This is a genomic window from Streptomyces sp. NPDC005281, from assembly GCF_040607495.1.
Classification (GTDB): Bacteria; Actinomycetota; Actinomycetes; order Streptomycetales; family Streptomycetaceae; genus Streptomyces.
This window is the reverse complement of the sequence record NZ_JBEXGX010000030.1, coordinates 1-23,150: the sequence shown is the minus strand read 5'-3', so window position 1 is coordinate 23,150 and position 23,150 is coordinate 1. Positions and strand designations below refer to the sequence as shown.

General features: G+C 69.4%; 23 protein-coding genes, 3 pseudogenes and 1 riboswitch. Of the genes and pseudogenes, 10 read left to right on the top strand and 16 right to left on the bottom strand.

What is annotated here, in order from left to right; all coding sequences use genetic code 11:
- Positions 1-95 precede the first annotated feature (95 nt).
- Positions 96-319, bottom strand: a riboswitch (cobalamin riboswitch).
- Between the two features lie 199 nt (positions 320-518).
- The 3 genes and pseudogenes from ABZV42_RS32805 to aceA form a co-directional block, all read right to left on the bottom strand.
- A pseudogene (locus tag ABZV42_RS32805) lies at positions 519-674 on the bottom strand (3-hydroxyacyl-CoA dehydrogenase family protein); the annotation flags it as partial.
- Positions 675-691: 17 nt separating this feature from the next.
- Entirely contained in the window at positions 692-2,284 is a 1,593-nt protein-coding gene (aceB, locus tag ABZV42_RS32800; RefSeq protein ID WP_355986222.1) for a malate synthase A, read from the bottom strand.
- A 109-nt stretch (positions 2,285-2,393) separates the two neighbouring features.
- Entirely contained in the window at positions 2,394-3,677 is a 1,284-nt protein-coding gene (gene aceA, locus ABZV42_RS32795; RefSeq protein WP_356055049.1) for an isocitrate lyase, read from the bottom strand.
- Positions 3,678-4,050: 373 nt separating this feature from the next.
- Here aceA and ABZV42_RS32790 point away from each other — a divergent pair, with 373 nt between their 5' ends.
- The gene (locus tag ABZV42_RS32790; RefSeq protein ID WP_355986226.1) at positions 4,051-5,448 is read left to right on the top strand and encodes a short-chain fatty acyl-CoA regulator family protein; all 1,398 of its coding nucleotides are present in this window, start codon (positions 4,051-4,053) and stop codon (positions 5,446-5,448) included.
- Positions 5,449-5,453: 5 nt separating this feature from the next.
- On the opposite strand, the gene ABZV42_RS32785 is transcribed toward ABZV42_RS32790, so the two are convergent.
- Entirely contained in the window at positions 5,454-6,494 is a 1,041-nt protein-coding gene (locus ABZV42_RS32785) for an NAD(P)-dependent alcohol dehydrogenase (protein ID WP_356055047.1), read from the bottom strand.
- A 94-nt stretch (positions 6,495-6,588) separates the two neighbouring features.
- On the bottom strand, positions 6,589-7,143 hold the full coding sequence (locus ABZV42_RS32780; protein ID WP_355986230.1) for a cupin domain-containing protein: 555 nt from the start codon (positions 7,141-7,143) through the stop codon (positions 6,589-6,591).
- A 167-nt stretch (positions 7,144-7,310) separates the two neighbouring features.
- Between ABZV42_RS32780 and ABZV42_RS32775 the strand changes: the two genes are divergently transcribed.
- Positions 7,311-7,691, top strand: coding sequence for an AraC family transcriptional regulator ligand-binding domain-containing protein (locus ABZV42_RS32775; RefSeq protein ID WP_356055045.1), 381 nt, complete (start codon positions 7,311-7,313; stop codon positions 7,689-7,691).
- Here ABZV42_RS32775 and ABZV42_RS32770 read toward each other — a convergent pair.
- Entirely contained in the window at positions 7,650-8,864 is a 1,215-nt protein-coding gene (locus ABZV42_RS32770) for a transposase (protein ID WP_356055044.1), read from the bottom strand. The two genes, ABZV42_RS32775 and ABZV42_RS32770, sit on opposite strands and share 42 nt — an antisense overlap.
- A 62-nt stretch (positions 8,865-8,926) precedes the next feature.
- On the opposite strand from ABZV42_RS32770, the gene tnpA reads away from it, so the two are divergent.
- Entirely contained in the window at positions 8,927-9,349 is a 423-nt protein-coding gene (gene tnpA, locus ABZV42_RS32765; protein ID WP_356055136.1) for an IS200/IS605 family transposase, read from the top strand.
- An 85-nt stretch (positions 9,350-9,434) separates the two neighbouring features.
- Here tnpA and ABZV42_RS32760 read toward each other — a convergent pair whose 3' ends face one another.
- Together ABZV42_RS32760 and ABZV42_RS32755 are read right to left on the bottom strand one after the other, a co-directional pair.
- Complete coding sequence (locus ABZV42_RS32760; protein ID WP_356055042.1) at positions 9,435-9,824, bottom strand: acyl-CoA dehydrogenase family protein; 390 nt, start codon at positions 9,822-9,824, stop codon at positions 9,435-9,437.
- Between the two features lie 15 nt (positions 9,825-9,839).
- Positions 9,840-10,643 carry an SDR family oxidoreductase gene (locus ABZV42_RS32755; protein ID WP_356055040.1) on the bottom strand — a complete coding sequence of 268 codons (804 nt, stop codon included), beginning with the start codon at positions 10,641-10,643 and terminating at the stop codon, positions 9,840-9,842.
- 152 nt (positions 10,644-10,795) lie between these two features.
- Here ABZV42_RS32755 and ABZV42_RS32750 point away from each other — a divergent pair, with 152 nt between their 5' ends.
- Complete coding sequence (locus tag ABZV42_RS32750) at positions 10,796-11,962, top strand: thiolase family protein (protein WP_356055038.1); 1,167 nt, start codon at positions 10,796-10,798, stop codon at positions 11,960-11,962.
- 32 nt (positions 11,963-11,994) lie between these two features.
- On the top strand, positions 11,995-12,927 hold the full coding sequence (locus ABZV42_RS32745) for an acyl-CoA thioesterase domain-containing protein (protein ID WP_356055036.1): 933 nt from the start codon (positions 11,995-11,997) through the stop codon (positions 12,925-12,927).
- 84 nt (positions 12,928-13,011) lie between these two features.
- On the opposite strand, the gene ABZV42_RS32740 is transcribed toward ABZV42_RS32745, so the two are convergent.
- The 5 genes from ABZV42_RS32740 to ABZV42_RS32720 form a co-directional block, all read right to left on the bottom strand.
- Complete coding sequence (locus ABZV42_RS32740) at positions 13,012-14,175, bottom strand: CaiB/BaiF CoA-transferase family protein (protein ID WP_356055034.1); 1,164 nt, start codon at positions 14,173-14,175, stop codon at positions 13,012-13,014.
- Positions 14,176-14,376: 201 nt separating this feature from the next.
- Entirely contained in the window at positions 14,377-15,534 is a 1,158-nt protein-coding gene (locus tag ABZV42_RS32735; RefSeq protein WP_355991186.1) for an acyl-CoA dehydrogenase family protein, read from the bottom strand.
- Between the two features lie 67 nt (positions 15,535-15,601).
- Positions 15,602-16,405 carry an SDR family oxidoreductase gene (locus tag ABZV42_RS32730; RefSeq protein WP_356055032.1) on the bottom strand — a complete coding sequence of 268 codons (804 nt, stop codon included), beginning with the start codon at positions 16,403-16,405 and terminating at the stop codon, positions 15,602-15,604.
- A gap of 27 nt (positions 16,406-16,432) precedes the next feature.
- Positions 16,433-16,822, bottom strand: coding sequence for a MaoC/PaaZ C-terminal domain-containing protein (locus tag ABZV42_RS32725; protein WP_355991190.1), 390 nt, complete (start codon positions 16,820-16,822; stop codon positions 16,433-16,435).
- Positions 16,822-17,277: a MaoC family dehydratase N-terminal domain-containing protein gene (locus ABZV42_RS32720; protein ID WP_356055030.1), complete on the bottom strand. Its 456-nt coding sequence runs from the start codon at positions 17,275-17,277 to the stop codon at positions 16,822-16,824. The genes ABZV42_RS32725 and ABZV42_RS32720 overlap by 1 nt, the downstream gene beginning before the upstream one ends.
- A 533-nt stretch (positions 17,278-17,810) precedes the next feature.
- Here ABZV42_RS32720 and ABZV42_RS32715 point away from each other — a divergent pair.
- From ABZV42_RS32715 to ABZV42_RS32705, 3 genes are all read left to right on the top strand, one after another.
- The gene (locus tag ABZV42_RS32715) at positions 17,811-19,010 is read left to right on the top strand and encodes a TetR/AcrR family transcriptional regulator (RefSeq protein WP_356055028.1); all 1,200 of its coding nucleotides are present in this window, start codon (positions 17,811-17,813) and stop codon (positions 19,008-19,010) included.
- 271 nt (positions 19,011-19,281) lie between these two features.
- Positions 19,282-19,716, top strand: coding sequence for a zinc ribbon domain-containing protein (locus ABZV42_RS32710; protein ID WP_356055025.1), 435 nt, complete (start codon positions 19,282-19,284; stop codon positions 19,714-19,716).
- 18 nt (positions 19,717-19,734) lie between these two features.
- On the top strand, positions 19,735-20,604 hold the full coding sequence (locus tag ABZV42_RS32705; protein WP_356055134.1) for a 3-hydroxybutyryl-CoA dehydrogenase: 870 nt from the start codon (positions 19,735-19,737) through the stop codon (positions 20,602-20,604).
- A gap of 191 nt (positions 20,605-20,795) precedes the next feature.
- On the opposite strand, the gene ABZV42_RS32700 is transcribed toward ABZV42_RS32705, so the two are convergent.
- Positions 20,796-21,500 (bottom strand): SDR family oxidoreductase, encoded by a 705-nt coding sequence (locus ABZV42_RS32700; RefSeq protein ID WP_356055023.1) that lies wholly within the window; start codon positions 21,498-21,500, stop codon positions 20,796-20,798.
- 80 nt (positions 21,501-21,580) lie between these two features.
- Between ABZV42_RS32700 and ABZV42_RS32695 the strand changes: the two genes are divergently transcribed.
- Both ABZV42_RS32695 and ABZV42_RS32690 read left to right on the top strand, forming a co-directional pair.
- Positions 21,581-21,940, top strand: a complete 360-nt coding sequence (locus tag ABZV42_RS32695) for a helix-turn-helix domain-containing protein (protein ID WP_355991200.1) — start codon at positions 21,581-21,583, stop codon at positions 21,938-21,940.
- Between the two features lie 254 nt (positions 21,941-22,194).
- On the top strand, positions 22,195-22,734 hold the full coding sequence (locus ABZV42_RS32690) for a GNAT family N-acetyltransferase (protein ID WP_355991202.1): 540 nt from the start codon (positions 22,195-22,197) through the stop codon (positions 22,732-22,734).
- A 63-nt stretch (positions 22,735-22,797) separates the two neighbouring features.
- Here ABZV42_RS32690 and ABZV42_RS32685 read toward each other — a convergent pair.
- Both ABZV42_RS32685 and ABZV42_RS32680 read right to left on the bottom strand, forming a co-directional pair.
- Positions 22,798-22,962 (bottom strand): annotated as a pseudogene (locus tag ABZV42_RS32685) (IS630 family transposase); the annotation flags it as partial.
- Positions 22,963-23,039: 77 nt separating this feature from the next.
- Positions 23,040-23,150, bottom strand: a pseudogene (locus tag ABZV42_RS32680) (electron transfer flavoprotein subunit alpha/FixB family protein); the annotation flags it as partial.

Genomic DNA, 23,150 nt, shown 5'->3' with positions numbered 1-23,150 from the left:
GGACGGGGAGCGACGACGCGCGGTACAGCGCGGTCGTCCGCCTGGTATGTACGCCGACCCGCCCACGAGGTCACCGGGATTTCCGCGCACGAGTGGTTCGTACGCGGGCAACGGGCAGGTCTTCGGACTCGCGGGCACATCCTCTGGAGGGAGGACTCCTACTGGCCGTCGCTTCCCAGGCCCGGTACGTCGGACCCAGTGCGTATGACGGCGGTCGTTCCCGCTCACCGCTGCGGGGCAGTCCCGGATTCGCACCGGGTTCCCTCTTGCGACGCATCCCGCCTGGCGGACGGGGCGAACCAGCTGCATCGGTCAGCCTAGGGCCCGCTCACGGCCGCGGCGTGTCACGTCCGCCATCCGGATGGTGAGGTGGGCCACGTACCGGGCCGGTGTGAAATGGGCCGAGGGCGGGAAGCGCCGTGCGCGCGCTTCCCGCCCTCGCCCCCTGTGACGCCGCGCCGGGACCTCACCCCTGCTGCGGCTTGCGCGGGCCCCTCAGCCCGCGCCGAACCAGGCCCTCAGTCCTGGTCGTAGGTGTGGAACCCGCGGCCGGTCTTGCGGCCGAGCAGTCCCGCCTCCACCATCCGCTGGAGCAGCGGCGGCGGAGCGTGGAGAGGCTCGCGGAATACGTTGTAGAGGGACTCCGCGATCAAGGCGACGGTGTCCAGGCCGACACGCCGGACACCGCCGCTCACGACTGCTCCCGGGGCCGTCGCACGAGATGGCGGGAGTAGGCGTCCGGGGTGAAGAACAGCGGCAACTCGCCGGTCATGGCGGTGCGTTCGAAGAGTGCGCGGATGTCGTCCAGGGGCGCCCACGGGTACTGGGCCCCGAGGGCGGCGACCTCGTCGTCCAGCAGGTTCAGGACCGTCTCCCGGTCGATGACGCGGTGCCGCAGCCACTGCCAGATCTGGACGCGGGCGATCTCGGCGGTGGCCGCGTCCTCCATGAGGCCGTCCAGCGCGACGGCGCCCCGGCCGTCCAGCCAGGCGGCGAAGTAGCGCAGCGCGACCGCGACGTTCGTACGCACCCCCTCCGGCGTGGGCCGGCCGCTGATCCGGCGCACCGACAACAGGTCGTCGCGCGTCACCTCCACGTCGTCGCGGGTGCGGTCGATCTGATGCGGCCGGTCGCCGAGGACGCCGTCGAACACCTCGCGGCAGACCGGCACGAGTCCGGGGTGGGCGACCCAGGAGCCGTCGAAGCCGTCCTGCGCCTCCCGCTCCTTGTCCAGGCGGACCTCGGCGAACGCCGCCTCGTTGACGGAGGGGTCCTTCCCGGGCACGTGGGCGGCCATGCCGCCGAGAGCGTGTGCGCCCCGCTTGTGGCAGGTGCGCACGAGGAGCTCGGTGTAGGCCCGCATGAAGGGAGCGGTCATCGTCACCTTCGCCCGGTCGGGAAGCAGGAAATCGGTACGGTGCCCGAAGGTCTTGATCAGGCTGAACAAGTAGTCCCAGCGGCCCGCGTTCAACCCCGCGCCGTGCTCGCGCAGTTCGTAGAGGATCTCCTCCATCTCGAACGCGGCGGTGATCGTCTCGATGAGGACGGTGGCGCGGATCGTGTTCCGCGGGATGCCGAGCAGGTCCTGGGCGGCGACGAAGACGTCGTTCCACAGCCGGGCCTCGTAGCGGTTCTCCAGCTTCGGCAGATAGAAGTAGGGGCCGTACCCGGCATCGATCTGCCGCTGCGCGCAGTGGAAGAAGTAAAGGCCGAAGTCGACGAGCGCGGCGGGCACCGGTCGGCCGTCGTACTCCAGGTGCTCCTCGTCGAGGTGCCAGCCGCGCGGACGCACCATGATCGTTGCGAGCCGGTCGCCGAGGACGTACTCCTTGCCCTCGGCCGTGGTGAAGTCGATCCGGCGCTCGACGGCGTCGAGCAGGGTGAGCTGGCCGCCGACGATGTTGTCCCAGGTGGGGGCCGTGGCATCCTCGAAGTCGGCCATCCACACGCGGGCGCCGGAGTTGAGGGCGTTGACCGCCGTACGGCGCTCGGGCGGGCCGGTGATCTCCACCCGCCGGTCCTTCAGTCCCGGCGCGGGCGGCGGCACCCGCCAGGTGGGGTCGTCACGGACGGCCGAAGTGACCAACGGGAAGTCGAGCGGGGAGCCGCTCGCCAGCCGAAGGGCCTGCCGACGGCGCTCCTTGAGCAGGGCCTGTCTGCGCTTCCCGAAGACCGCGGCGAGATGACCGACGAAGTCGAGGGCGGCGGTGGTGAGGATCTCGTCGTGGCGGTCGCCCGGGGCAGCGAGGACACGGACGTGGTGAGTCAGGGCACTGGTGGACATCGGGTTCTCCTGCGCGAGGGAAGAGGAGGAAAGCGAGCGGGACCGGACGGGGACCGTCGTGCGGCCCCCGCTCGGCCGGGGCGCGGACCCAAGGCCGCTGTTCGCGGGCCTAGTGGAACTGCTCTTCCTCCGTGGACCCGGCCAGGGCGGTGGTGGAGGAGGCGGGGTTGACGGCGGTGGAGACGAGGTCGAAGTAGCCGGTGCCGACCTCGCGTTGGTGCCTGACGGCGGTGAAGCCCTGCGCCTGCGCGGCGAACTCGCGCTCCTGGAGGTCGACGTAGGCGGTCATGCCGTGCTCGGCGTAGCCGCGTGCGAGGTCGAACATGCCGTGGTTGAGGGAGTGGAAGCCGGCCAGCGTGATGAACTGGAAGCGGTAGCCCATCGCGCCCAGCTCGCGCTGGAACTTGGCGATCCGGTCGTCGTCGAGGGCCGCCTTCCAGTTGAAGGAGGGCGAGCAGTTGTAGGCGAGCATCTGGTCGGGGTACCGCGCGTGGACGGCCTCGGCGAACTCCCGCGCCTGGGCGAGATCCGGGGTGCCGGTCTCCACCCAGACCAGGTCCGCGTACGGGGCGTACGCCAGGCCGCGGGCGATCACCGGGGCCATGCCGTTGCGGACGTGGTAGAAGCCCTCGGCGGTGCGCTCGCCGGTGACGAACTGGGCGTCGCGCTCGTCGACGTCGCTGGTCAGCAGATTGGCGGCCAGGGCGTCGGTGCGGGCGACGACGAGCGTGGGCACGTCGGCGATGTCGGCGGCGAGACGGGCCGCGTTCAGGGTGCGGATGTGCTGCGCGGTCGGCACCAGGACCTTGCCGCCGAGGTGGCCGCACTTCTTCTCGGAGGCGAGCTGGTCCTCGTAGTGGATGCCGGCCGCGCCTGCCGCGATCATCGCCTTGGTCAGCTCGAAGGCGTTGAGCGGGCCGCCGAAGCCGGCCTCCGCGTCGGCGACGATCGGTGCCAGCCAGTCCGTGGTGTCGGTAACGCCCTCGGCGACGGCGATCTGGTCGGCCCGCAGCAGCGCGTTGTTGATCCGACGCACCACCTGGGGAACGGAGTTGACGGGGTAGAGGGACTGGTCGGGGTAGGTGTGGCCGGCCTGGTTGGCGTCGGCGGCCACCTGCCATCCGGACAGGTAGATGGCCTGGAGACCGGCCTTGACCTGCTGCACGGCCTGCCCGCCGGTCAGGGCGCCGAGCGCGTGGATGTAGTCCCGCTCGTGCAGTTGGCGCCACAGCCGCTCGGCTCCGCGCCGGGCCAGGGTGTGCTCCTCACGGACACTGCCGGACAGCCGCACCACGTCCTCCGCGCCGTACGTGCGCTCGATGCCCTGCCACCGGGGGTCGGTGGCCCAGCGCCGCGAGAGTTCCTCGGCTGCCTGCGTCCTCGCTTGTGCCATGACTGTCACCGTCTCCTCGGTCTGTGGCGTCTGCCAAGCCTCTGCCGCTTGAGCCAGAGGTGGCACTGTGTGTCGTCCTGTTGGGGTGCGGCCCGCCCTGGCCGGGGGCGAAGATGAGCAATGCTGCCGCCGCAGAGCACCGCAGTTGTCGGGATCTCCGACGTCAGGGCAGTGAATCGGGCCCGGATGCCGGCGGTGCCTGCCGGTTCCGGCGGGCCGCACTGAAACTCTGGCACTGGCACTGAGTGCCATCAACCATGGGCAACTGCCAACTTCTGCGAATCTTCTCGCCGCCTTTTGCCAATCTTGCGAAGGTCTTCAGGGGGCCCGACTGGCCTACACTCGCGACCACCCGGACACGGCGGAACACACCGTGAGCAAGACCTACGCGGGAGCGCGCCTGCGGCGGCTGCGCGAAGAGCGCCGAATGAGCCAGGCGGAACTGGCCCGCGTCCTTGGCATCTCCCCGAGCTACCTCAACCAGATGGAGCACGACTCCCGTCCGCTCACCGTGCCCGTGCTGCTCAGGCTGACGGAGACCTTCGGCGTCGACCCGGGCTTCTTCTCCGAGCGCGACACGACCCGCCTCGTGGCCGACCTGCGCGAGGCGCTGACGCGGGAGATCGCCGCCGCCCAGGTCTCCGCGTCCGATCTCGCCGAACTGGCCTCGCGCCTGCCCGCGGTCGCCCGAGTGCTCCTCGACATGGGCCGTCGCAACCAGCTCCTGGCCGAGGGCCTCACCGGAGCGGCCGACGGCCGCGACACGACGGGAGGGACACCACGCTCACCCCACGAGGAGATCCGCGACTTCTTCTACCGCCGCCAGAACTACCTCCACGACACCGACCTCGCGGCTGAGCGCCTGGCCGGGGAGATCGGCATCCGGCCGGTCGAGGTCGTGCAGGCGCTGACCGATCGCCTGACCGGGATGCACGGCGTCCGCTTCTCCGCCGACACCGGTGACCATCTGCACCGCTACGAGGGGACAACCCGCACCCTGCGCCTGTCCGGTCGCCTGCGCCCCGGCCAGCGGGCGTTCCGCATGGCCACCCAGGTCGCCCTGCTCGAGTACGGCGACGAACTCGATCGGCAGGCGGCCGAGGACTTCGAGCCCGGCTCACCCGCCCACGCGCTGGCCCGCATCGGCATCGCCAACTACTTCGCGGCGGCACTGGTCCTGCCGTACGGCGCCTTCCACGCGGCCGCCGAAGAAGTCCGGTACGACATCGAACGGCTCACCGACCGGTACGGCCTCGGGTACGAGACCGTCTGCCACCGCCTGAGCACCCTCCAGCGCCCGCGCCTGCGAGGCGTGCCCTTCTCTTTCGTCCGCGTCGACCGGGCGGGCAACATGTCCAAGCGCCAGTCGGCGACGGGTTTCCACTTCTCCCGGGCCGGCGGCACATGTCCGCTGTGGAACATCTACGAGGCGTTCACCGCCCCCGGCCGCATCCATGTCCAGATCGCCGAAATGCCCGACGGGCAGCGCTACTTGTGGACCGCACGCGCGATCACCCGGCACCGCGGACGCTGGGGCGAACCCGGCAAGACCTTCGCCGTCGGCCTGGGCTGCGAGATCCGCCACGCCCACCGGCTCGTCTACTCCGACGGCCTCGACCTCGCCAACGCCTCCGCGGCCACCCCCATCGGTATGGGCTGCCGTGTCTGCGAACGCCTGGACTGCGCGCAGCGCGCCGCACCGCCCCTCGGCCACCCACTCCGGATCGACCAGAACACCAGCACCTTCGTGCCGTATCCGGTCACGGAGTAGCCGCCTCAGGCGTGGGGAAGGACGACCGCGCGGCCGGTGATCTTCCCGGCGTGCAGGCGCTCGTAGGCGAGGGGCGCCTCTTCGAGGCTGTACGTCTCGGTGTGCACTTCCAGCGCCCCGGAGCGGCTCAGCGCGAGCACCTCGGTGAGCTCCGGCCGGGTGCCCCAGTACGGGACCGTCGAGGTCACGCCGTACGGGACCCGCCCGGCGGCCATGCCCAACCCGCCCCCGCCGAGGCCGACCACGGTGATCTCGCCCTCCTTGGCGACCATCCTCGCCGCGGACTTCAGAGTGACGTCGCTGGCCACGAAGTCCAGCACCACCTCGGCGCCCAGACCGCCCGTCAGCTCTCGGAGCGTACGAGCCGCCTGTCCGTCGGACAGCAGCGCGTGGTGGGCATCGCAGGCGCGCGCCAGGTCCAGCTTCTCCTCCCTGACATCCAGCGCCACCACGGTCGTCGGGCTGAGAGCGCGCAGCAGCTGCACACCCAGATGTCCCAGCCCGCCGACGCCGATGACCACCGCCGTGCTGCCCGGCACCAGCCGCGGCAGCACCCGCTTGACCGCGTGGTAGGGGGTGAGCCCCGCGTCGGTCAACGGCACCGCGGACACGGGGTCGAGGCCGTCCAGCGGCACCAGATGGCGTACGTCGTCCACCAGCATGTACTCGGCGATCGTGCCCGGCGCGCCCAGACCCGGCGAGAGGATGCCGAGGCGCTCGGTGTGTGGACAGTAGTTCTCCCGGCCCAGCGCACAGGCCCGGCACACCCCGCAGCCCCATGCTCCGTAGACGGCGACCTTCTCCCCGACCCCCACTCCGGTGACGCCCTGGCCGCACGAGGTCACGGTGCCCACGCCCTCGTGGCCGAGCGTCAGCGGCAGGGGGAACCACAGCCGTTCCACGGGGGAGTTCATGATGACCTCGTCCGAGTGGCACACCCCGGCCGCGTCGACCTTCAGCAGCACTTGCCCGGGACCCGGCTCCGGGTCGGGCGCGGTGCGTACGGACGGGGGCTCGCCGGGGGTGTGGAACTGCAGGGCTTTCATGGGGGTGCTCCTCGGGTCGGTGCTGGTCAGCGGGCGGTGGTTGGCGACGGCCGGGTGGAGCGCGCCGAGGAGTTCCGGAGCGCCCCGCGCGTACTTACGCGTCGCCGGCGACGACCGTTGCCGAGCCGCTGATGTACCGGATGCCCTTGACGCCCGCCCGCACCGACTTGTCCACGATGTACTGGATGGCGACGGCGTCGACGAGTGAGTGGAACGCCCCGTCCTCGGTGAAGTTGACGTTGGCGCCGGCCACGCGGATGAACATCACCGTGTCCTCGGTGTTGTCCTCCGGGGTGTAGAAGGTGTGCACGGAGCCGCCGGGCTCGTACAGGTAGGAGCCCGCCGTCTGCGGGTGGTCCGGGTACTCCTTGTACAGCCAGCGGCCCTGCTGGGTGTACACCTCGGCGGGGCCCGTGTGGTAGTGGATCGGGAACTGGAAGCCCGGTGGCACGGTGGCCAGCAGCACCCACGTGCCGGTCTCCATGTCGAGCCGGAGCACCTTGACGTCGACGCCCGGGCCGAGCGAGTCCTTGACCGACGGGAGCTCCTCGCTGTCGACCGTGAGCAGGTCGGTCTGCGGCAGTGCGACGAGGGGGAGCCGGGAGCCGCTGGTCGTCGTGGACGCGCCGGGTGAGGGGTGAGTGGGCACGGAATGGTCCTTTCACGCGGGTGGGGATCCGCCGGCGGTTGTCATGGCTTTCGGGCGCCTCGCGCTGCCGAGCCCGAGCCGCGATCGAGCGGGGACGCGGCTCATCGTCTCCCCTGCTCAACCGGGAAGGCTTGACATCTCAGGACGACTATTTGACCTTTGGAGACATGTCGTCGATCCGAGGAACGTCACTGACGGGCTTCCCCGAACTCGTCCGCGAGCTCGGTGTGGACCCCGGCCCGCTGCTCGCCGCCGCAGGCGTGGCAGGTGACGCGGTCGGCGACCACGGCAGGTTCGTCCGGTACCGCGGTGTCGTCGCCGCCGTCGAGTCGGCCGCGGTGGCCACCGGAGCTCCGGACTTCGGACGACGGCTCGCGCTGCGGCAGGGGCTGGACATCCTCGGGCCCCTGGCGGCGGTCGCCCGGACCGCACCGACCGCGCGACTGGCCTTCCAGGCGATCCACCGGTACGTGACTCCTCCCCGTCCTGGAGAACAGGGCTTTTCGCTATGCCGTGTTGGCGTCGCGACGGACCAGCCCGGCCCGTAAGACGTTGGTGGCTGCGACTGTGTCGGCGTGCGCGTGGTGACCGCAGGCGACGCAGTGGAATGTTTCCTGGCTGGGCCGGTTCTCCTTCACGGTGTGCCCACAGTGGGGGCAGGTGCGGGAGGTGTTGCGGGGGTCCACAGCGATCACTTCCCGTCCGGCACTCTCAGCCTTGGCGTGCAGGATCCTCAGGAACACCCCCCAACCGGCATCGGCGATCGAACGGTTCAGTCCCGACTTGGCCGCTGCCCCGTTGAGCAGGAATGCGCCTGCCCGGTCGGGGTCGGGCTTCGGTGCGGGTGCCGTGTTCATGTTGCGGATCTTGAGGTCTTCGTGCGCGATGACGTCATGCCTGCGAACGAGGTCCAAGGCGGTCTTGTGTGCGTGGTCCAGCCGCCGGCGGCGCACCCTGCCGTGCAGCAGGGCGACCTTATCCACAGCACGTTGGTGGTTGGCGGTGCGGTCCTTGGCCTTGCAACGCGGGAACCGAGACAGGGCCTGCTGCGCGGCCTGGAGTTTGACGGCGGCCCGACGCCCGTGGCGCGGGTTGGGCACGAAGACGCCGCCCGAGTCGGCGAGGAAGTTCGCGATGCCCAGGTCGATGCCCACCACGGAGCCGGTCGTCGGCAGCGGCTGTGGCTGTTCCTGTTCGACGGTGAGCACCACGAACCACTTGCGGCACTCTCGCTTGACGGAGACGGTCTTGACCCTGCCTCTCACGGCGCGGTGCTGATTGACCTTCACATGCCCGACACCCTGGAAGCGAACGCGGGTGACCGCCTCGTGCGGGGTGGAGTCCCACCGGCAGCCATCCCCGTCCTTCGGGAAGTCCACCGTGTCGAACCAGTTCACCCCACGAAAGCGCGGATACCCCGGGGTGTCGCCGGACTTGATCCGTCGGAAGAACGCGGCGAACGCTTTGTCCAGACGGCGCAAGGTGGCCTGCTGCGAGCTGAAGGACCAGCGGCCCTGACGCTCCGGGTCGAACGCCCGGACCGCCTTGAGCTGCGCGGACTGCATCCCGTACCTGACGCTGGTCTTTGAGACGTGCCGCCAGGCGTCGCGGCGCTCTTTCAGGGCCCCGTTGTAGAGAGAGCAGTGATCCCGCAGCATTTCCGACAATGCCTGCGCCTGACGGACGGTGGGCCGCAGGAGGAACTTGTACGCACGGATCATCCAGCCCACCCCCTCCAGCCGATTTCACTCGATCCTAACTACCCTTGGCCCATGTCACCGCGCTGGGAACCAGATCCGGGGAACAGGCGGGGACATTATGTTGTCCACTTGTCCACCACCTCCACGCACACTTGGTGTTCGTCACGAAGTCCCGGCGAGAGATCTTCAACGACGCCATGCTGACCCGCTGCGAGGAGATCATGCGGAACGTGTGCGAGAGCTTCGGCGCGGAGCTGACGGAGTTCAACGGCGAAGGCGATCACGTTCACCTGCTCGTGCATTACCGGCCGGAAATCGCCCTGTCCAAGCTCGTCAACCTCAAGAGCGTCAGCTCCCGCTGCCTGCGCGCGCTGTACACCGGCCGGATCAACCGGATCGGGACCAGCTCGGTGTTCTGGTCCCCGTCGTATTTCGCGGGGTCCTGCGGCGGCGCACCGATGAGCATCGTCAAGGACTACTTCGAGAACCAGAAACGGCCGGCCTGACCGTCACCCCGCAAACGCAGAGGACTCCGGCGCTTCGCGCCTCCAGGCCAAGGATCGCATTCTCGCCCGGCCTCATGGCCGGGATTCACTGTGAAGAAGAAGAGATGGCGAGGAGGATGTCGCCGCCGGCACATCCGGGCAGCCAGCGGGCCTTCTGTTCCTCGTCGGCCACCCGGAGCAGATAGGGCAGCACCACACCGGTGTTGACGTGGTGGTGGCCGATCGAAGCGGCGGCCCGGGCCACCTCCTCGTGGATGATCGCCTGGAACTTGTAGCTGGTCGGGCCGAGCCCCCCGTACTCCTCGGGGATGTCGAAGCCGAGCGCGCCGAGCTCCGCCAGCCCCTTGAAGACCGAGCGGGGGACCTGCCCGGCCTTCTCCCACTCGTGGACGTACGGGGCCGCCTCCCTGGCGATGAAGGCGCGGACGGTCTGCCGGAACGCCTCGTGCTCGGTGTCGTAGATGGTGCGCTTCATGAGGTTCTCCAGGGGTCAGACGCGGGCGCCGTCGACGACCAGGCACTGGCCCGAGACGTAGTTGGTCTCCTGGAGGCACAGCGCGTACACGGCGCCTGCGGCCTCCTGCGGCGTCCCGGGGCGGCCGAGCGGGATGACCTTGGAGGCCATGGCGGCCTTCTCGGGGTTGAGGCCGACCTTGATGTCGCGGCCGTCGATGGTCAGCGTGGCGTTGTCGGCCGCGGTCACCTCGGTCATGCGGGTGAGGATGAAGCCGAAGGCCACGGCGTTCACGTTGACGTTGTAGCGCCCCCACTCCTTGGCGAGGGTCTTGGTCATGCCGATCATGCCCGCCTTGGCGGCGGCGTAGTTGACCTGGCCGAGGTTCCCGTAGTGACCGCTGGTCGAGGAGATGTTGACGACCTTGCGGTGGTACGCGGTCGGGTTGGCCCGGATGTACGGCTGCGCCGCCCGGAGGATCTTGAACGACGCCGTCAGGTGCACGTCCAGGATGGTGTGCCACTGCTCGTCGGTCATCTTCTGGATCACCGTGTCCCAGGTGTACCCGGCGTTGTTCACGATGATGTCGAGGCCGCCGAAGGCACTCACGGCCGTGCCGACGAACCGCTCCGCGAAGCCCTCCTCGGTGACCGATCCGACACACGCCACCGCGCTGCCGCCCCTCGCCTCGATCTCGGCGACCGTCTCCGCGGCGGGCTCGGCGTCGAGGTCGTTCACCACCACGCTCGCGCCCTCGGAGGCCAGCTTCAGGGCGATCTCCCGCCCGATGCCGCGCCCCGAGCCGGAGACGATCGCGACCCTGCCGTCCATGGTTCCCATGTCGTCGTGCTTCCTTCCAGTTGCCAAGAAGTGTGGAATTTAGGTTATGCAAGATTCACTTTTTATCTGAACATGCCTGGTGTCAAGGCATGCAAGCGGATACCTTGCGTGAGTAAGGATTAGCGAACATGGCTATCGGCAAGGAGATCCCCATGCGTGACGCAGTCATCGTCGACGCGGTGCGTACCGCGGTCGGCAAGCGGAACGGTGCGCTCTCGCGGCAGCACTCGGCCTCCCTCTCCGGCCATGTGCTGAACGCGCTGGTGAGCCGGACCGACCTGGACGCCGCCCTCGTCGACGACGTGATCTGGGGCTGCGCGGGCACGGTCGGCATGCAGACCGGATGCGTCGGCAGGGCCGCCGTGCTGGCGGCCGGCTGGCCCGAATCCGTCCCCGGCGTGACCGTCGACCGGCAGTGCGGCTCATCGCAGCAGACCGTGCACCAGGCCGCGGCTGGCGTCATATCGGGGCAGTACGACGTGGCGGTGGCCGGTGGCGTCGAGATCATGAGCCGGATCCCGCTGGGCGCCACCCGGCTCGACGGGACCTTCGGCGAACCGTTCGGCCCCGAAGTCTGGAGCCGCTACGACGGCATCCGCTTCAACCAGGGCACGGGCGCGCAGATGATCGCCGACGAGTACGGCATCACGCGCACCGAGATGGACCAGCACGGACTTGACTCCCACGCCCGGGCCGCGAGGGCGATCGACGAAGGTCGCTTCAAGGACCAGATCGCCCCGATCACCGTCGTCGACGCCGACGGGAACGAGAAGGTCTTCGACACCGACGAGGGCGTGCGCCGCGGCTCCAGCCTGGAGACCCTGGCCGGCCTCAAGCCCGCCTTCTCCGAGAACGGGACCGTCACCGCAGGCAACGCCTCGCAGGTCTCCGACGGCACCGCCGCCCTGCTGGTCACCACCAGCGAGATCGCCCGGGCACAGGGATGGCGGCCGATGGCGCGGATCCACACCGCAGTCGTCGCCGGCACCGACCCCGTCACGATGCTCAAGGGACCGATCCCAGCAACGGCCAAGGCCCTGAAGAAGTCCGGCCTGTCCCTCGACGACATCGGCGTCTTCGAGATCAACGAGGCGTTCGCCTCCGTCACCCTGGCCTGGCTCCGGGAGACCGGCGCGGACTACGCGAAGATGAACCCTCTCGGCGGGGCGATGGCCATCGGCCACCCGATCGGCGGCTCCGGAGCCCGGATCATGACCACGATGGTCCATCACATGCGCGACAACGGCATCCGCTACGGACTTCAGTCGATGTGCGAGGGCGGGGGCATGGCCAACGCCACGGTCCTCGAACTGCTCTGACACCGGACGAGGCGAAAGGAGTGTTGCGCCGCATGCCGGGTGATGCCACCAGGACGGTCGATATCGAGCCGCCGACCGTACAGGACCTGAGACCGGAGGTCGCGCATCCCTCCGGTGACCTCCTCGGCTTCCTCAGCCTGGAGCAGCTGGACCGGAACCGTTTCCGCGGCTGGTGCCACGCGGGACTGCCGCTGCGCGCGTTCGGCGGTCAGGTCGCAGCTCAGGCGCTGACCGCCGCGGGCGGCACGGTAGGACCGGGGCCGCGCGTGCACTCCCTGCACGGGTACTTCCTGCGGGGCGGTGATCCCGGCAGGCCCGTCGAGTACGCGGTCGAACGGCTGCGTGACGGGCGCAGCTACGTGTCCCGGCGGGTCACCGCGACACAGGGCGACGAAGTGGTGTTCACCCTCTCCGCCTCTTTCAAGCTCCCCGAGCAGATCACCGGCCGGCAGATCGCCATGCCGCCGACGACTCCGCCGGAGGAACTGCCCAGCGCCTTCCACACCTGGGCCGAGCATGACCCGGAAGGGTACGGGCAGTTCGAGATGGGCCGTGTCCTGGACGTCCGGGTCGCTCCGGTGACCTGGGCGGTGCGGGACGGAGGCACCGAGCAGCGTTTGTGGATCCGAGCCGTCGACGTCCTGCCGGACGAGCCGCTGGTGCACATGTGCGCGCTCACGTACGCCTCGGACCTGATGCTCGCGCCGGTCGCGGCGCTCGACGTGGAGACGCCGGGACCGCTGCGCGAGGGCCCCGGCTCCTCCCGCCACTTCCTGACCTCGCTCGATCACGCCGTCTGGTTCCACCGGCCGTTCCGCGCGGACGACTGGCTGCTGGTGGTCCAACGCGGACCGACCACGGGTGATGGAAGGGGGCTGGTCCACGGGGGCCTCTGGACCCGTGACGGCCGCCTCGTCGCCTCGGTCGTGCAGGAGACGATGCTGAGGCCGGGTCGCGGGTCCTGACACACGCACGAACACGAACGAGAAGAGATGGGGCGGGCACGCGTCGCGTGCCCGCCCCATCCGTCGTCCGGTCGGGCCGAGGCGTCAGCCGACGACGCCCCGCTCCCGGAGGGCCCGCAGTTCGGCGGCCCCGACGCCGAGTTCGGCCAGCACCTCTTCGGTGTGGCCGCCGATCGGCCCGGCGGGGACCGGGTCCCCGGAGGGCGTGCCGAGGAAGCGGGGCGCGGTGCCCGGCTCCGGGTAACCCTCGTCGGTGAGCCGGAACGTGCCACGGCCGGCGTTGTGCGGATGCGTCGCGGCCTCCGTCCAGTTCAGGACCGGGGTCACGCAGGTCTCGCTGCCCTCGAACTCCGCGGCCCACGCGTCACGCGTACGGGTGGCGAAGAGCGCCGCCAGCCGCTCGGACATCCGCGGCCAGGCTTCGCGGTCGTTCTGCTCGGCGAACACCGGATCGTCCGTGAGGCCGAGGATCCGCAGGGTCTCGGCGTAGAACTGCGGCTCCACACAGCCGATCGCCATGTGGGCGCCGTCCGCGCAACGGTAGGTGCGGTAGAACGGCGCGGCGCCGTCGAAGAGGTTGCTTCCGCGGCCCTCGGTCCAGCGGCCGGTACGCAGGAGCCCCTGCAGCAGGGCCAGTTGGATCGCCGTGCCGTCGGTCATCGCCGCGTCCACCACCTGGCCCCTGCCCGTGGTCCTCGCCGAGTACAGGGCGGCACTGATACCGAGCGCGAGCAGCATTCCCCCGCCGCCCATGTCGCCGAAGAGGTTGAGCGGGACGACCGGGTCGCCGTCGGCGGAGCCCACCTGCGCCAGGGCGCCTGCGACGGCGATGTAGTTGATGTCGTGGCCGGGCGCCTGGGCGAGCGGTCCGTCCTGACCCCAGCCGGTCATCCGGCCGTACACCAAGCGGGCGTTGCGTTCCAGGCAGACCTCGGGCCCGAGACCCAGACGCTCGGTGACACCCGGACGGAACCCTTCGATGAGGGCGTCGGCGCCGTCGATCAGCTTCAGCACCACCTCGATGCCCCGGGGGTTCTTGAGGTCGGCGGTGACGGAGCGGCGGCTGCGGTGCAGGATCGGGTGCCGGGAAGGCATGCCGTGCTCGGCGGGCCGGTCGACGCGGACGACCTCGGCGCCGAGATCGGCGAGGATCATGCCGGCGAACGGTCCGGGGCCGATGCCTCCGAGCTCGATCACCCGGACGCCGGCGAGGGGCCCGGCGGGAGTTGACGTGTTGGGAAGGGTCATGGCGAAGGGTCCTTCTTCTCTCAGGAGCGGCAGAAAGACGCCCGCCCGGCCGCGCGCACGGGCAGTGCGTGCGCGGCCGGGCGGGCCGGAGGAGCCTGCCGCGTGCGGGCCTTCTGGGACTACGGGCCGAGGTGACTTGCCGCGTGCGGGCCTTCCGGGACTACAGGCCGAGGTGGCCTGCCGCGTGCGGGCTCTCTGGGACTACAGGCCGAGGTCCTTGGCGATGATGGTCTTCATGACCTCGCTCGTACCGCCGTAGATCCGCGAGACACGGGTGTCCGCGTACAACCGGGCGATCGGGTACTCCAGCATGTATCCGTAACCACCGTGCAGCTGAAGGCACTTGTCGATGACGCGTCCGGCGGTCTCGGTGCCGAACAGCTTGATCCTCGCGGCGTCGGCCGCGGTCAGCTCACCCGCGTCGTCGAGCTCGATCCCCTTGTCGACCATGGCCTGGAGGGCCTCGACGTCGGTTGCGCACTCGGCGAGGACGAACTTGGTGTTCTGGAAGGCGGCCACGGGCTTGCCGAAGACCTGGCGCTGAAGCACGTACTCCTTGGCGAAGCCGATCGCGGCCGTGGCGCTGGAGACCGCGCTGACGCCGATGGCGAGCCGTTCGCGGGGGAGGTTCTGGCCGAGGTAGGAGAAGCCCTCGTCCTGCTTGCCCAGGAGGTTCTCCACCGGGACCCGGACGTCGGTGAACGACAGCTCGGAGGTGTCGGAGGACTTCAGGCCGATCTTGTCGAGCTTGCGGCCGTACTCGAAGCCCTCGCTGTCGGTCGGGACGACCAGCAGACTCAGGCCGTGACGGCGATCGCCGGCCGCCGGAGCCGACGTACGGGCCACGACGACACAGAGCTCGGAGTTGCGAGCGCCGGTGATGAACGTCTTCGCGCCGTTGAGGACGTAGTGGGTGCCGTCGTCGGAGAGCTTGGCGTGGGTGCGGATGCCGGCCAGGTCCGAGCCGGTGCCCGGCTCCGTCATGGCGATGCAGAGCATGATGTCGCCGGAGGCGATGCCCGGGAACCAGCGCCGCTTCTGCTCGTCGTCGGCGAGGTTCAGCAGGTAGGGCAGGACGATCCCGGTGGAGAGGCTGAAATGCCCGAAGTTGACCGCGGCGCGGGCACACTCCTCGGTGATGACCGCCTGGTACTTGTAGCTGGTCTCGCCGTTGCCGCCAAGCTCCTCGGGTATGTCGAAACCCATCACGCCGAGCGTGCCGAGCTTGCGGAACAGCTCGCGGTCGACGAGGTTGTCCTTCTCCCACCGCTCGAAGTGGGGCTGCACCTCCTTGCCGATGAAGTCCCGGATCATCGCCCGGAAGGCGTCGTGCTGCTCGTTGTAGATGCTGCGCTTCATGTCCGTCCCTGCGACGTTGTGTGAAAGAGGGTGAGAGCGCCGGCCTGCGGCGAAGAGGCGGGGAGGGTCAGCGGGAGGCGCCGTCGACGTTGATCACCTGGCCGGAGACGTAGTCGGCCTCCGGGGTGCACAGCATGTACACGGCGCCCGCGGCCTCGCCGGGCGTGCCGGGGCGGCCGAAGGGGTGGGTCCGCTCGACGGCCTCCATGATCTGCGGGGAGACGCCCACCTTGAGTTTGCGGCCCTCGATCTCGACGAACGCCTCGTCGGCGGCGGTGGCCTCCGTCATCCGGGTCAGGATGAAGCCGAACGCGACACCGTTGACGTTGACCTTGTAGCGGCCCCACTCCTTGGCCAGTGTCTTGGTCAGGCCGATGACGCCCGCCTTGGCGGAGGAGTAGTTGGCCTGGCCCGGGTTGCCGAACACACCCGAGACGGAGGACACGTTGACGACCTTGCGGTGGTACGAGGTCGGGTTGGCCTTGATGAACGGCTGGGCGGCCCGCAGGATCCGGAACGGCGCCTTGAGGTGGACGTCCAGGATCGCGTCCCACTGTTCGTCGGTCATCTTCTGGATGACGGTGTCCCAGGTGTAACCGGCGTTGTTGACGATGATGTCCAGGCCGCCGAAGGAGTCGATCGCCGTGTTCACGAAACGCTCGGCGAAGCCCTCCTCCGTGACCGAGCCCGCGCAGGCGACGGCCCTGCCGCCGGCGGCGACGATGTCGGCGACGGTCTCCTCCGCCGGCTCCTTGTCCAGGTCGTTGACCACGACGTGAGCGCCTTCGGCGGCCAGCTTGAGCGCGAACTCACGGCCGATGCCGCGCCCCGAGCCGGAGACGACGGCGACCTTGCCTTCCAGGGTTCCCATGATGTGCGTACATCCTTGTCCGGTAGGTCAGTTGGCGGCGACGACGACGTGGCCCCGGAGGGTCACGGTCCCGTCGGGGAGGGAGACGGTGAGTTCGAGGTGGGCCAGGCCGTCCGCGACCTCGGTCACCGAACCCCGGCAGAGCGGGGTGGCGTTGACCGGAGTGATCGCGGAGAAGCGCACGCCGTACGTCTTGATCCGCTCCTGCGGCACCCAGTCGGTGAGCAGGCGGGCGAGGTAGGCCATCGAGAGCATCCCGTGGGCGAAGACGTCCGGGATACCCACGGCCCGACAGGCGTCGGTGTCGATGTGCACGGGGTTGTGGTCGCCGGACGCGCCCGCGTACAGGGCCAGGGTGGCGCGGGTGATCTGCGGGCACTCCAGGGTGAGGGAGTCGCCGGTCTTCAAGGTGGTCATCACTGGCCCGCCTTCGGGTCGCGCACGACGGTGGTGCTGGTCAGCGTGGCGATCGGCTGACCGTCGCGGGTGATATGGGTGGCGCGGACGATGAACTCCAGCGCCCCGCCCTTCTTGCTGTACACGTCCTTCGCCGCGGTGGTGAAGGTGAGCGTGTCGCCGGCGTAGGCCTGCGCGTGGTACTCGAAGTCCTGGCCGCCGTGCAGGATCGTGCGGATGTCGACGCCCAGATCGGCGAGGAACCTTCCGCGATCGGGGTTGTCCATCTCCATGCAGAAAAGGAAGGTCGGCGGCACCGGAAGGTCGAGGTGGCCGGCGGCCTCGGCCACTTTCACATCGGTGTAGACCGGATCCTGCTGCCCGGTGGCCCGGGCGAAGAAACGGAGCCGGCCGTGCTCGGCCACGGTGCGGAACGCGGGGTACCGCGTGCCGATGACGGCGGGGTCGATGGGCATGGTCAGGAAACCTTCTCGAAGAGGGTGACGGCGCCGGCGGTGCCGGGGCCGAGGTTGTGCTTGAGGCCGAGGCCGCGCGTGAGGCCGAGCGTCACGCGCTCGGCCTGGCGGGGGCCCGGGTTCGTCGCGCGTCTGCCAGGTGATCTCGGCGCTGGGCTTGGCGAGCGGAACCATGCCGGCCCGGGCCACCGGCACTCCGCGAGGCATCGGAACCTCCATGTATTTGGTTATCAGTGATTCACTTTTGCTTGTGTTGCCACAGGTGTCAAGGGCCGGCGTGGTCCAACTGATGGCTTCTGGGCACTCAGTGCCGAGCTGGTGGAGGGTGGCGACTCGCCGCGACTGAGCCGGAAGGCCGCCATGCTGTGTTCGCGGGGCCCTCCGGTGCTGTTGCGGCGGCGAGCGACCGGCGCGACCCGACGAGGACATCGGGTAGGCGCGGTTAGGGTCGATTCACTCCATCCGCTCCCTCGTCGGCAGCCGCCTCCTGGCGCTGCACTAGCCTGAGAAGCGATTCGATCAGCCATCGGGCCATGAAGGGACGACGAGTGCCCCCGACGGAGACCAGGCGTACCCCGGTCCGCAGACCCCGGGATCGCAAGCAGCAGATCGCGGCAGCCGCGGCTCGGCTCTTCAGGGAACGGGGATTTCACAACGTGTCGATGGCCGACGTGGCCGAAGCCGTCGAGATCACCGCGCCTGCCCTGTACCGCCACTTCCGCAACAAGCAGCTGCTGCTCGGCTACGTCGTACGAGAGGCCCTGGGCGACCTGAAGAAGCTCGCCGACAACGCCCCCGACCTGGCGACCCTGCTGCGGCAGATGTCCACCGTGGTCTCCGAGGACCGAGGGCTCGCCATCCTGTGGCAGCGGGAGGCTCGGCACCTGCCCGCGGAGGAGCGCGAGGAGCTCAGCCAGTACCTCATCACCGTGGTCGGCGGATACGCTGCCCTGATCCGTGCCGCTCGCCCCGAACTGCCGGACGGCGACGGCGAATTCCTCGCCTGGGCCGTGCTCGGCTGCTTCGGCAGCCTCAGCGGGCTGCGCACCGTCATCTCGCGGACCAGGGCCGCCGCGACGATGGAGCATCTCGCCACCGTGGTCGCCCATTGCCGCCTCGGACGTCCGGTGGAACAGGCACCCGAGGCCCTCCCCGTCGCGGGCATGGCGGGTGTCATTCCGGTGTCCCGTCGGGAGCAGTTGCTGACGGAGGCGATCCGGCTCTTCGACGAGAGGGGCTTCCAGTCGGTGAGCACCGAGGACATCGGGGAGGCGGTGGGCATCTCGGGGCCCAGCCTCTACAAGCACTTCCCGAGCAAGACCGACCTGCTGGTGGCGGCCGTGATCAGGGCCGGCGAACGCCGCCAGGCCCGCACGACCCAGGCGCTGGCCCGTGCCACCGGTCCCCGTGAAGCCCTGGAACTGCTGCTGCACGCCTACATCGACTTCGCGCGGGAGAACGGCCGTCTGATCGGGCTGCTGATCAGCGAGCTCGGCCAGCTGCCCGAGGAGCACCGCCAGCAGAGCCTGCAAGTCCAGCGCGACTACCTCGCGCTCTGGCAGCAACTCCTCGACCAGGCCGTGCCGGGCGGGGACCCCTTGCAGGCCAAGGTGCGGATCCGGGCGGTGCTCGCCGTCGTGGACAACGTCTCCAGGACGGGACGGCTCGCCACCCGCACCGACGTGGCGGATCGACTGGCCGAGATCGGCACGGCTCTGCTGCTCGATCCCTGACACGCGGACGGCCTCGTCCGGAAAGGGCATCGGCCACGCACCGTGGAGCTGAGTGCCCCTGGCGAGAGCGGGCTTGCTGCGCTCACTGTTCCGCTCGGTCTGGAGGATGAGGCCTTGGCAGTGGTTGGTGAGCAATGGAAAACATAGAAGCTCAGAACCTCAGCCAGAATGGGATGCTTGGATCCGACTACAGGTGAGTATAGATTCACTTACGACGCCGCCGGAGCCACTTGACGGTTGCCGGCACCCGTAGCGGGCGAGGCGTCCTGGCATGAACGGAGGGCTGAGGATGTTCGGCACTGAACCGGACGTGTCACCGTCCGTGCGGGAGCCCGGTGGCCTGAATTTCCAGCGTTGCCGCTGGTGCGGTCTGGTGTCCTTCCGGCGGCAGCTGTGCCCGGCATGCGGCTCGAGTGACTTCGAGTGCGTGCGGAGTGCAGGGGAGGGGATCGTCGTCGAGACGGCCGTCGTACACCGCTACACGCACGCGGCGCGCAACGAGTCCCTCGTTCGCTTCCCGGAAGGAATCCTGCTGCGTTGCCGCGTGATCGGCGTCGCGCCGCATCGCGTACGGGCGGGCGCACCGGTGCGGCACGCGGCCGGAGCCGACACGAGGGACAGAGGCGTTGTCGTCGAAGTGTACGACCTGCCCAGCCGCGTAACCCCCGCCCAGCCGCCCTCGGCGTTCCCCAGAAGTGCACGGTAGCGAGAGGACATGCGAAAGATGAGTCAGTTCAGCAGGATCGGTGTGGTCGGCTGTGGCCTGATGGGGTCCGGTATAGCCGAAGTGTGCGCGCGGGCCGGGTCGGAGGTCCGGGTCGTGGAGTCAGGCGAGCAGGCGCTGGCTCTGGGCCGGTCCAGGCTCATGGCCTCACTGGACCGTGGACTGCGGGCCGGCAAACTGACGGAAGCCGAGCGGGCGGCGGCACTCGGCAGGCTCTCCTTCCATACGGCCCTCGCGGATCTGGCCGACTGCGACCTGGTGATAGAGGCGGTGGCCGAGCGGCTGGACATGAAGAGGGCAGTCTTCAAGGAGCTCGACGGGATCCTCACCGATCCCGCCGCGGTCATCGCCTCCAACACCTCGTCGATCCCCGTCATCGAGCTCGCCGCCGTCACGATCCGGCCGACGCAGGTCCTGGGCGTGCACTTCTTCAACCCCGTCCCCGTGCAGCGGCTGATCGAGATCATTCCCACCCAGCTGACGGACGCGGCCGTCACCGAGCAGGTCATGAACTTCGCCGCTGACACGCTCGGCAAGACCGCGATCAGGGCCCGCGACCGGGCCGGGTTCGTCGTCAACGCACTCCTCGTGCCCTACCTCGTTTCCGCCGTGAGGATGCTGGAGTCCGGCATCGCGTCCGCCGAGGACATCGACAACGGCATGGTCCTCGGCTGCGCCCACCCCATGGGACCCCTGCGCCTGTTGGACCTGATCGGCCTGGACACCGCGCAGTCCATCGCCGAGTCGATGTACGAGGAGTACAAGGAGCCCCTCTACGCGCCGCCGCCGCTGCTGCGCCGAATGGTTGCCGCGGGGACCCTCGGCCGGAAGTCGGGACAAGGCTTCTACGGCTACGGCGAAAACCCCTGACCGAGAGGGGTGTTCCGGCCCCCGGCGGCCTCGCACACCTTGTCGCCCACCGCCGGGATGCCGAGTCCGACCCGGGCGACCCGGAGGCCCACCCTCATGCCGGGAGTGCCGCCCAACGCACGCCGCCTGGCTGCCGAGTGCTTTCGAGCTCGCGAGCGCTGCCTCGTACGGTTTGATGGGCGCCGTTACGATCAGGCGGACTTGTGGCGGGCGCCGCCCTCGATGTGGATCGTCTCGCCGGAGACGAAGCCCGCACGCAGGAGCCACATCACGGTGTCGACGACGTCGTCGGCCTCGCCGTGGCGTCCGACGAAGGTCCCGTTCGCGCTCCTGCTCAACAAGGCGGTCTTCTTGTCACCAAGGCGATCCCATGCGCCCGAGTCCACGACACCGGGCGAGACGGCATTGACCCGTACCGGCGCCAGATCCGCCGCCAGGTGGCGCGCCACGTACTCGACCGCACCGTTCGTGACGCCCTTGACGAGTGATCCCGGCCCAGGGCGCCAACCGACCACACCCGAGAACAGCACCATCGACCCGGTCGGCCGCAGAACCGACGCGAAGTGCTTGGCCACCAGCATCGGGCCGACCACCTTCGCCGTGAACGCGGCCAGCAGCTTGTCGCGATCCAGCTCGGTCGCGTGAACGTCGTGCGGTGCCGAACCGGTCGTCACGATGTGGTCGATTCCGTCCTTCAACCGTTGCGCCGCGGCAGCGAGCGTCGACTCGTCCTGTAGATCGACCCGCACCGCCGTCGCGCCGATCTCGTTCGCCAGCGCCTCGGCCGCAGCCAGATCGCGGGCACCGACGACAACGTCGTACCCGTCCTTCGCCGCACGCCTCGCGACGGCCGCGCCGAGCGCCCGCGCACCACCGATGACCAGGATCCGTTCCATGTGTCTCGACTCCCTCTCGTAGGATCGAGCACCACGGTATGGTTTTGATACCGGTATCTTCAACGAAACTGGGAGCAGCGATGGGCAAGGCGTACAACGTGATGGCGGCGACCTGTCCGAGCCGCACGGTGCTGCACCGTATCGGCGCCCGCTGGACCGTGTTCGTCGTCAACGCCCTCGACGACGGACCTCGCCGCTTCAGTGAACTGAAGGGGCATATCCGCGGCATCACCCCGAAGGTCCTGACCGAAACCCTGCGCTCCCTGGAAGCCGACGGTTTGATCAGCCGCCACGTGTACGACGAGAACCCGCCCCGCGTCGAGTACGCCCTCACACCGCTGGGCCGCTCGCTGCTCATCCCGCTCCGCGCCGTACGACTCTGGGCCGAAGAGCACGTCCCGGACATCGAGGCGGCCCGATCCCGCCAGCCGATGCTCTGACCCATGAGTCGACTGGCGGCCTGAACCCCGGGCGGGGCCGGCGAGGCCGGGGTCTCCGCAAGTTCCTTACGGGCAGTCACCCGACGCTCCAACACCCGCTCCGTATCGGCGAGTTCAGCCAGCATTGATTCGCCGGGTGGGTGGTCGCTTCGCTCAGCCGGGGAACGCGTTGCTGCACGTTCTTCCGGCGTGGCGGTGTCACGTCGGAGAAAAAGGAATTGCCCTGAGGCCAGAGCTCACGTTGGCTGGGCAGCATGGCTGAACTGCGTACCGAGCGCCTCGCCCTCCGTCGATGGCGTGACTCCGACCTTGAACCGTGGGCTGCGATGAACGCCGATCCTGAGGTTCGGGAGCACCTGGGCGACCTGCTCACCCGCGAACAGAGCGATGCTTCCGTGGCACAGTTCCAGGCCGAGTTCGACCAACGAGGCTACGGATGGTGGGCGGTCGAGGTGCGGGCCACGGGCGAGTTCATCGGCTTCGCGGGCTTGGACCAGGTGGATGACGACATGCCGTTCACCGGAGTGGAGATCGGCTGGAGACTCGCCCGCTCGGCCTGGGGCCAGGGCTACGCCACCGAGGCCGCGCTGACGGCCCTGGCCCACGGGTTCGACACTCTCGGGCTTCCCGAAATCCTCGCTGTGACAACGGTCACCAACCTCCGTTCGCAGGCGGTGATGCGCCGGATCGGCATGACCCGCGACCCCGCCGACGACTTCGACGACCCCACCGTGCCCGACGGTCCACTGCGCCCGAACGTGCTGTATCGCATCGCCCGGAATACGCGGACCTGACGTTCTCCGCCGGGTCGCCTGATCAGGCTGCGGTGGCGAGGGGCGTCCGCCCCAGCGGATGCCCTGGACCAGCTGCGCGATCACCGGCACCCGGTGCCCGGCGACCGACGCCGACAGCACCATAGTGCGCCGGTGTCGCACCGAACTCGTGCTGCCGCGGCGTACGATCTGCCGCAGCCTCTGCCCTCCCTGGTGGGTGGGTCTGCGCACACGGACATGCTCGGCCACCACGCCGCCGGCGGTCGGATCCAACATCACCGCATGTCCAACCGCCACGACCACCTACCCGGCGAATCTGCTCCGGATCAGCCCTTGCGGGTGTTGATCTCCTCGGTGAGCTGGGGGACGACGTCGAAGAGGTCGCCGACGACTCCGTAGTCGACGAGGTCGAAGATCGGCGCCTCGGCGTCCTTGTT

Coding starts and splice junctions, on each gene's coding strand:
- aceB (WP_355986222.1), bottom strand. CDS start 2,284: ATGTCCACCAGTGCCCTGACTCACCACGTCCGTGTCCTCGCTGCCCCG.
- aceA (WP_356055049.1), bottom strand. CDS start 3,677: ATGGCACAAGCGAGGACGCAGGCAGCCGAGGAACTCTCGCGGCGCTGG.
- ABZV42_RS32785 (WP_356055047.1), bottom strand. CDS start 6,494: ATGAAAGCCCTGCAGTTCCACACCCCCGGCGAGCCCCCGTCCGTACGC.
- ABZV42_RS32775 (WP_356055045.1), top strand. CDS start 7,311: ATGTCGTCGATCCGAGGAACGTCACTGACGGGCTTCCCCGAACTCGTC.
- ABZV42_RS32770 (WP_356055044.1), bottom strand. CDS start 8,864: ATGATCCGTGCGTACAAGTTCCTCCTGCGGCCCACCGTCCGTCAGGCG.
- ABZV42_RS32760 (WP_356055042.1), bottom strand. CDS start 9,824: ATGAAGCGCACCATCTACGACACCGAGCACGAGGCGTTCCGGCAGACC.
- ABZV42_RS32755 (WP_356055040.1), bottom strand. CDS start 10,643: ATGGGAACCATGGACGGCAGGGTCGCGATCGTCTCCGGCTCGGGGCGC.
- ABZV42_RS32750 (WP_356055038.1), top strand. CDS start 10,796: ATGCGTGACGCAGTCATCGTCGACGCGGTGCGTACCGCGGTCGGCAAG.
- ABZV42_RS32745 (WP_356055036.1), top strand. CDS start 11,995: ATGCCGGGTGATGCCACCAGGACGGTCGATATCGAGCCGCCGACCGTA.
- ABZV42_RS32740 (WP_356055034.1), bottom strand. CDS start 14,175: ATGACCCTTCCCAACACGTCAACTCCCGCCGGGCCCCTCGCCGGCGTC.
- ABZV42_RS32735 (WP_355991186.1), bottom strand. CDS start 15,534: ATGAAGCGCAGCATCTACAACGAGCAGCACGACGCCTTCCGGGCGATG.
- ABZV42_RS32730 (WP_356055032.1), bottom strand. CDS start 16,405: ATGGGAACCCTGGAAGGCAAGGTCGCCGTCGTCTCCGGCTCGGGGCGC.
- ABZV42_RS32725 (WP_355991190.1), bottom strand. CDS start 16,822: ATGACCACCTTGAAGACCGGCGACTCCCTCACCCTGGAGTGCCCGCAG.
- ABZV42_RS32720 (WP_356055030.1), bottom strand. CDS start 17,277: ATGCCCATCGACCCCGCCGTCATCGGCACGCGGTACCCCGCGTTCCGC.
- ABZV42_RS32715 (WP_356055028.1), top strand. CDS start 17,811: ATGAAGGGACGACGAGTGCCCCCGACGGAGACCAGGCGTACCCCGGTC.
- ABZV42_RS32710 (WP_356055025.1), top strand. CDS start 19,282: ATGAACGGAGGGCTGAGGATGTTCGGCACTGAACCGGACGTGTCACCG.
- ABZV42_RS32705 (WP_356055134.1), top strand. CDS start 19,735: ATGAGTCAGTTCAGCAGGATCGGTGTGGTCGGCTGTGGCCTGATGGGG.
- ABZV42_RS32700 (WP_356055023.1), bottom strand. CDS start 21,500: ATGGAACGGATCCTGGTCATCGGTGGTGCGCGGGCGCTCGGCGCGGCC.
- ABZV42_RS32695 (WP_355991200.1), top strand. CDS start 21,581: ATGGGCAAGGCGTACAACGTGATGGCGGCGACCTGTCCGAGCCGCACG.
- ABZV42_RS32690 (WP_355991202.1), top strand. CDS start 22,195: ATGGCTGAACTGCGTACCGAGCGCCTCGCCCTCCGTCGATGGCGTGAC.